This is a genomic window from Nostoc sp. (genome assembly GCF_054880495.1).
Map to the genome: position 1 here is coordinate 1 of NZ_JBTYKD010000298.1, position 5,799 is coordinate 5,799.

Annotated in this window: 6 protein-coding genes; 4 read left to right on the top strand and 2 right to left on the bottom strand. The window is 43.7% G+C overall.

The features are described from left to right. A partial coding sequence (locus ACYTXL_RS25945; RefSeq protein WP_461927207.1) for a DUF4079 domain-containing protein occupies nucleotides 1–431 on the bottom strand: 431 nt, incomplete at its 3' end. 69 nt (nucleotides 432–500) lie between these two features. Between ACYTXL_RS25945 and ACYTXL_RS25950 the strand changes: the two genes are divergently transcribed. Further along, entirely contained in the window at nucleotides 501–629 is a 129-nt protein-coding gene (locus ACYTXL_RS25950) for a hypothetical protein (protein WP_461927208.1), read from the top strand. Between the two features lie 30 nt (nucleotides 630–659). Here the strand turns inward: ACYTXL_RS25950 and ACYTXL_RS25955 are convergent, their stop codons facing one another. Next, nucleotides 660–1,055, bottom strand: coding sequence for a DUF1830 domain-containing protein (locus tag ACYTXL_RS25955; protein WP_461927209.1), 396 nt, complete (start codon nucleotides 1,053–1,055; stop codon nucleotides 660–662). A gap of 590 nt (nucleotides 1,056–1,645) precedes the next feature. Between ACYTXL_RS25955 and ACYTXL_RS25960 the strand changes: the two genes are divergently transcribed. From ACYTXL_RS25960 to ACYTXL_RS25970, 3 genes are all read left to right on the top strand, one after another. Continuing rightward, complete coding sequence (locus tag ACYTXL_RS25960; protein ID WP_461927210.1) at nucleotides 1,646–3,238, top strand: photosystem II high light acclimation radical SAM protein; 1,593 nt, start codon at nucleotides 1,646–1,648, stop codon at nucleotides 3,236–3,238. Between the two features lie 173 nt (nucleotides 3,239–3,411). Continuing rightward, nucleotides 3,412–4,809, top strand: coding sequence for a DICT sensory domain-containing protein (locus ACYTXL_RS25965; protein WP_461927211.1), 1,398 nt, complete (start codon nucleotides 3,412–3,414; stop codon nucleotides 4,807–4,809). Then, a complete protein-coding gene (locus tag ACYTXL_RS25970) occupies nucleotides 4,806–5,444 on the top strand; it encodes a pentapeptide repeat-containing protein (protein WP_461927212.1) in 639 nt (212 codons plus the stop codon). The genes ACYTXL_RS25965 and ACYTXL_RS25970 overlap by 4 nt, the downstream gene beginning before the upstream one ends. Nucleotides 5,445–5,799: the final 355 nt, after the last annotated feature.

A 5,799-nucleotide genomic window follows, 5' to 3' on the forward strand; every position in this document is an offset into this window, starting at 1 on the left:
CCAGTAAAGGATACCCAGGCAAATCCTAGAGAGAGAATAATATTTACGCCGATGTGTAAAGGTCTAGCCCAAGGTCGTCTAGCACTAATTTGTGTGGCACTGAAAGCAGATACTAAAACTAATGCTACCACTATCAATCCAGCGATTAGATGTGACGAGTGTCCCAACGAACCAAAGTGACCGAAAGTGCCAACAATGCCGATCGCTAGCAGTAATAAGACTAAACTTACCATGCTGATGCCCATTGTATAGTGGAGCGATCGCACTTCTCTATTTCCGCCCACAAATGAAGTAATTAAAGGGAATTGGTGCGAAGTTCTCGCCCGAAACATCCAAACGCCGGTGAATGCTAACATTAGATATGCCAGCAGGGACAACCCCATAGACCAGGCGGCTATTTTCCACAACCAAATAAATGAAGGCAGATTCATAACAATGATTGTAATGGAGAGTGGGGGAGCAGGGAGATAAGGGAGACAAGGGAGACAAGGAAAATAACAATGCCCAATACTTCTCTTCTTAGGCTGCGCCAACGACTTCTCTACGAGACGCTACGCGAACGCTCAGTACAAGTCAGTACAAGTGCCCAATGCCCCATAAATAATAAACAAAAAGGGCTGCTGAATTAGCAACCCTTAAATTTAGTAAAATTGTTTTTTTTAATCAACCGATGCTAAACCAACGATTTGTAAAGGTTTTGTAGTATCTCCAATTTTTGTATTAATTTGCTGCACCATTGGTTTAGTATTAATAGGCTCTTTTGCATTTGATGAGTCTGCATCAAACTCATAAGTGTCGGGTTCGGGCAGCATCAGGCGATCGCACGGAATCTTATCGGATAAAATTGCACTTGCCATCATCCCTGTATGAATCTCCATCTGACCTTTTCGCGGAGCTTCAAAGATTAAACGTTGTCCAGGGAAAACAACCCTTTCAAAGTACCAGTTGGGAATATTGCAGATGCGAACTACCTGTATTTTGCTCGTGGCATTAATGTAGCAGCAGAGAATTTTTCCCGATTGCTCAGGTGGTAGAGGATCTAATATTTGAGCCATAACTGCTGAGGAGCTTTACGCCACAATTTTACATTACACTAGCCAAGCCTAACATTGCCCGATCCCCAATTGTTGTAGCTCCGACTACCAACTCAACTCTTTAGTAGATTTTTTCTACCTAAAGATATATCGTAGGTTATAAAAATTTTGTAAATATTTATGCTTTGTCTGCAATTTTACAATATGTAAACATCTTTGAATTTTTAATTTCTGGCAAAAAAGCTTTAACTTCTTTAGGGCAGATAAATACAGGATAGATATGATGAAGATCACCTTAGCTTCAGCCTAGTTCAGGAGTGTATTTTTGTGTTTCATCGATTCCACGATTAAAAGCCTGGGATCATCGCTTAATGAATAAACTCAATGTTATCGTAAAGCTATATGAAAAATGTCTTCATAAAGCCTCTCTTGATAGCCTGCCTTTGGTATGCAAAGCAATTTAATTGATTCCTAAATCTGGGAACAAAAGTTTCACGCTTATCAATAATCGCCTTCCATGTCAAGCAAGATTGTCAGAAATTTAAGAGCAGCCAAAACAAAAACACCCCTTAAAAGTGGAATTTATCTCGCTTTCCCCAAAGATTGGCAAGATGGAAGTCAAAATACCTATGATGGAAAATCGAATTCTTTACGTTCGCCTTCCTTGTAACCCTATCTTTCCTATTGGGGTTGTCTACCTGAGCGATCACGTTCACAAACAGTTTCCGAATATTGAACAGCGTATCTTTGATTTGGGAACAGTGCCACCTTTAGATTACGCTACCGCATTGGATCGCTGTATTGATGAATTTAAACCGACACTCCTAGTATTTTCTTGGCGGGATATTCAAATCTATGCCCCAGTTGGTGGGCGTGGTGGCAACCCACTACAAAACGCCTTTGAATTTTACTATGCTAAAAATCCTTTATTGAAACTACGTGGGGGATTGGGCGGTTTACGTATCTTCATCGCTTACTATGTAGAATTGTGGCAGAATCAGGGCTTAATCAAACGCGGTTTAAAGCGTGCCCAAAAATATAATTCTGATGCCCGTGTAGTTGTAGGTGGTGGTGCAGTTAGTGTATTTTATGAACAGTTGGGTAAAAGCTTACCTCAAGGAGCAATTATTTCTGTCGGTGAAGGCGAAACCCTACTAGAAAAACTTTTAAGTGGCAGAGATTTTCGAGATGAACGCTGTTACGTTGCGGGAGAAACTCAACCACGGAAAGGGCTAATTCACGAACAACCCACCCCAGTAGAAAAAACAGCTTGTAACTACGACTATATCGAAAGCATCTGGCCGGAATTTAACTATTACCTCCAAGAGCAAGATTTTTATATAGGTGTGCAAACTAAGCGCGGTTGTCCTCACAACTGCTGCTATTGCGTCTATACTGTTGTCGAAGGTAAACAAGTACGCATCAACCCAGCAAATGAAGTAGTTGCTGAGATGCGCCAATTGTATAATCGCGGCATTCGCAATTTCTGGTTTACCGATGCCCAATTCATCCCAGCGAAAAAATTTATCGACGATGCCATAGAACTCTTGCAAAAAATCGTCGATTCTGGTATGACAGACATCCACTGGGCAGCTTACATTAGAGCCGACAATTTGACACCAGAGTTGTGCAACTTGATGGCGAAAACCGGGATGAACTACTTTGAAATCGGGATTACCAGTGGTTCTCAAGAACTCGTGCGGAAAATGCGGATGGGGTATAACCTGCGAACCGTCTTGCAAAACTGCCGCGATTTAAAAGCAGCTGGTTTCAATGACTTAGTTTCCGTCAACTACTCCTTTAACGTCATTGACGAACGTCCCGAAACCATCCGCCAAACTATTGCTTACCACCGGGAACTAGAAAAGATTTTTGGTGCTGATAAAGTCGAACCGGCCATTTTCTTTATTGGACTCCAACCCCATACCCATTTAGAAGAATATGCTTTTAAAGAAGGCATCCTCAAACCAGGGTATGATCCAATGAGTTTGATGCCGTGGACAGCCAAAAAACTCCTCTGGAATCCTGAACCCCTTGGTTCATTCTTTGGAGAAGTTTGCTTGCAAGCTTGGCAACAAAACCCGAACGATTTCGGACGCGAAGTCATGAAAATTTTAGAAGAAAAGCTGGGTTGTGCTGACTTAGAAGCAGCACTTACAGCACCAATAGAGATGAAAGAAAAACAGTTAGCTGGTGTATCCTAAAAAACACGAACTCTGAATTTCTTCCGCTCTCTTCCTCTGTGTCACCCCAGTTGCTTCTCCCTTGGCGCTAGCCTCTCCCTTTAGGAGAAGGGGAGACGCTGCGCGAACAAGTCGGGAAACCCACCCAACGCACTGGCTCCTCTGCTCCTTTGCGGTTATTTTTACCAAAACCCATGTTAGAAGGTTCAATCCTACAACAGCTAGAAACAGCCCATCGCCATACTACCAGGCCAATTCGATTCGGTGTTTACTACAAAAATACCCTAGTTGCCCTGTGCCACGCTCTAGAAGACCATATTTTAACCGACGACAGTACACCCCTGGTCATCTCAGCCTTTCAACAGGGTAAATGGTATCTGCAAGAAGCTCAACGATATGCAGATATCGCCCAGCGCAGCCGCAAAATTGTGATTATGGCTGCCGCCGAATCTGGCTTTGCTGAACATCCTACTAGCCAGCTACCCAATGTAGACTTAGTAGGATTAAATGCAATTGATTCAGTAGCTCAGGAGTGGCACTTAATTATTTTATCGCCAAAATACACAGCAATGGTAATTTGTCAAGAATTATCTGAAGCAGATTATGGCAGCACTGGAGTACCGACATCAGACTTAGAGCGGAAATTCTATGGTTTGTGGACATTTGAGCCAGAGTTAGTGCAAGAGACAGCAGAAATAGCGATCGCTCACATCAAAAAATACAACCCAGAACTAGCGGAAAAGCTCACAGCCGATAAACAGCAAATCATCCCATCTACTGACAGATTAGAAAATTTGAGTGCAGTTGTCTCCCGTGTCGTAGATTATCTCCAGACTGGGCAAGATAATTTATCCATACCAACAGCCCTTGGGCAACAAACGCTAGATCGTAACTTGGTTTCTAACGAAATCCAAGCCTTTTTGCGGATGGCGCAATTGATGGATGTGGCAGATGTGAACAATCAAATGGCAGCTGCGGAAGTAGTGGTACTTGCTGAAGCGATCGCGCAGCTTTTGGATCTTCCCGCATGGCAAATTAAGAGATTGCGGCTAGCGGCTTTGTTACATCGCATAGATCCATTACAAAAAGCCGAAAGCGTTCTCACTGGCGGTATATCCACACGCTACCAAGAAGATGCCCCCAGTTCTCCCTTAACGTGTCCCTTAGTACCTGGGGCGCAAGTATTGCGAACCATGCCACGACTGCGAGCAGTTGCCCAAATTATCACTCACCAAACCGAGTGGTGGAATGGCTCAGGGGAACCAGCAGGTTTAGCTGGAGATGAAATTCCCCTAGAGTCGAGAATTTTGGCATTATTGGCAGATTTTCAGTGGCGGTTAAATCAGCGAAAGTCGTCAAATCTAAGCCGGGAACAGATATTTACTCAAGCTTTAGATGAGTGCAAACAGCAACAATCTACCCGCTTTGATCCTAAACTTGTAGATACCCTAGCTTTGTTAGTTATGGGTTTACAACAAGGACTCGATTTACCCTTGATGACACCCAAACTCAGCGCCGGCATCTGGATACTTGATTCCCAATGGGATCGGCACAGCAAGATAAGTGAGGAGATTAGTAGTTACTTTACATGAATATTGAAGCGATTAGATTAGGAAAACTCAAACAACTTCCAGGGGCAAATTTAGAAGACGAGGAACTCTCCCGACTGGATTTAAGCCGGATTAATCTTGCTGGCGCTACCCTTGTCGGCACTAATTTCGCTGGTTCTAAACTCGAAGGTGGGCATTTGGAGGGGGCAAATTTGATGGGAGCCAACCTCCAAGAAACTGACTTACGGGCGAATTTGATGGGAGCAAATTTGATGCAAGCAGATTTAACGGGCGCTGACTTGCGGGGTAGCAATTTGCGTGGCGCTAACTTGATGGGAGCAAGACTTAGCGATGTGTCGTTGGTGGGTGCTTTCATGAGTGGTGCCAATTTAATGAATGTGAACTTGCAAGGCGTTGACTTGCGCGGTGCTGACTTGCGCGGTGCAAACCTGACTGGGGCAAATCTCAAAGGTGCAGACTTGAGTCGCGCTGATTTGCAAGGGGCGTTGTTGAGTGAAGCAAATCTCGAAGAAGCTGACTTGCGGGGGACGAATTTGGCAGGGGCGAATTTGACGGGAGCGAATTTACTTTGTGCAGAGTTGGAAGGTGCAAATTTGAGCGGCGTTAATTTGAATAAAGCTTGTTTGGTAGGTACTGTGGTTGAGACGCTTGCGTAAAGAAAAATTGTACCAAAAAGCCCAGTATCCTTGGCTATTGTTAAAATTTTCGCAGATCAAGCAGGTGAAAATTTGTGAGCCTAACCGTACCTAGTCTCAGTCCCTATTAACGAATCAAAGCATGACCAACGAAAGCCAATCAAACAACTCAGATAAAGAAGAGTTTGATCCGGTAACAGATCCAAGGGATTGGTCGGCAGCAAAAACAGAGTTAGCCTGTTTTGCGCTTGCCAGAAGCAAAGGTAAACGGTTGGTTCAAAGAACTGGAGACAAATTTTGTATCCCAGTATGGAGTAGAGGTATGGCAAGAGGTTTTTAATTTCCGTCTCAAGCCAGCACTGGATAAAGATTCTGA